The organism is Lutibacter sp. HS1-25 (assembly GCF_004121075.1).
GTDB lineage: Bacteria > Bacteroidota > Bacteroidia > Flavobacteriales > Flavobacteriaceae > Lutibacter.
In genome coordinates this window covers 1-1,767 of the sequence record NZ_RHLN01000151.1, presented here as the reverse complement: position 1 = coordinate 1,767, position 1,767 = coordinate 1, and the positions used below count along the sequence as shown (strand labels likewise).

The following is a 1,767-nucleotide window of genomic DNA, read 5'->3' as shown; positions in this document are numbered from 1 at the left end:
TACTGCTAACATTGAAAAACCTTTACCTCCTACTGGTGCTGCTACTCAAACTTTTTGTGAAATTGACAATCCTACTATTGAGAATTTAAGTCCTAGTGGAAATAACATCAACTGGTACGATAGCAATTCTGCTACAACGCCTTTAACTAAAACAGCTGCTTTGGTTGATGGTAAAGTTTACTATGCTACAATAACAAATACTGCTGGTTGTGAAAGTGTTTTGAGATTAGAAGTTACTGCTACTATTGAAAAGCCTTTGCCTCCTACTGGTCCTGCAACTCAAACTTTTTGTGAAATTGAAAATCCTACTATTGAAAGTTTAAGTCCTAGTGGAAATGACATCAATTGGTACGATACTATTGACGCTACAACACCTTTAACTAAAACAGCTGCTTTGGTTGATGGTAAAGTTTACTATGCTACAATCACAAATGCTGCTGGTTGTGAAAGTGTTTCTAAATTAGAAGTTACTGCTAATATTGATAAGCCTTTGCCTCCTACTGGTGCTGCTACTCAAACTTTTTGTGTTAATGATTATCTACCAAATTCACCAACAATAGGTGATTTATCTGTAACTGGTACAAATGTACTTTGGTATAATTCTGAAACTTCTACAACTGCCTTAAATAGTTCTGATCTATTGGTAAATGGACAATCGTATTGGGCTTCTCAAACCAATGCCGCTAACTGTGAAAGTGCTTTAAGGTTAGAAGTAAAAGCAACTGTAATTAGTGTACCTAATGCGATAGTGTCTGAGCCTAATCAAACTTTTTGTGAAGCTTTTAATCCAAAAATATCAGATTTACAAGCTACAGGAAATGTTATTGTTTGGTACGATTCTCAAACTTCAACAACACCATTAAGTTCAACAGAATTATTAGTTGACGGAGAAAACTATTGGGCATTAAATACGGATGCTATTGCTGGCTGTGAAAGTACTTCAAGAGTTGAAGTTATTGCTTCAATTACAACTGTACCTCCACCTACAATTGATGAATCTATACAAACTTTTTGTCAAGTTAACAACCCTACTGTAGCCGACTTAACACCTTCAACAGGTATTGAATGGTTTAATTCAGAGACAAGTACTACTCCTCTAAACAATACAGATTTATTGGTAAATGGAGCAGTTTATTGGGCTGCAAAAACAAATTCAACAGGTTGTATTAGTGCTGTAAAAATTGCTGTTACAGTTGTTTTATCAAATCCAGGAACTCCAATCATAGAGTCAAGTGGTGAAGAATTTTGTATTATAAACAACCCAACTTTAGCTGAATTAGATGCTAAAGTTTCTGCTAATAATGACGGTGCTATTTCTTGGTATAACTCTTATCCAAATGGTATTGAATTAAGTTTATCTGAACTTTTAATTGATGGTAAAACTTATTATGCTATTGAAACTGACATTAATGGGTGCTCAAGTGTTTCTCACCTTGAAGTTACAGTAGATTTAAATGCTTGTGATGAATATGATATTGTAGTTTATGATGGTTTCTCGCCAAATGGTGATGGTATTAATGACACCTTTAAAATTGAAAATTTAAGAGAATTATATCCCGATTTTAAAGTTGAATTTGTAAACCGATGGGGTAATTTAATGTACTCTTATGATATTAACAAACCTGATTGGAATGGGCGATTAAAAGGAGATAATGATATTGCAGCTTCGGGTGTATATTATTACATTATTCATTTCAACAAAGACAATCGCAAACCAATACAAGGCAGTTTGTATTTGAGTCGTTAAATAAAATTTAAAATTACTAT

1 protein-coding gene is annotated in these 1,767 nt (G+C 33.6%); it reads left to right on the top strand.

Going from position 1 to position 1,767, the window contains the following annotated elements:
* The coding region (locus EC396_RS15100) for a gliding motility-associated C-terminal domain-containing protein (RefSeq protein WP_164975325.1) at nt 1-1,747 on the top strand (1,747 nt) is incomplete at its 5' end.
* Nucleotides 1,748-1,767: the final 20 nt, after the last annotated feature.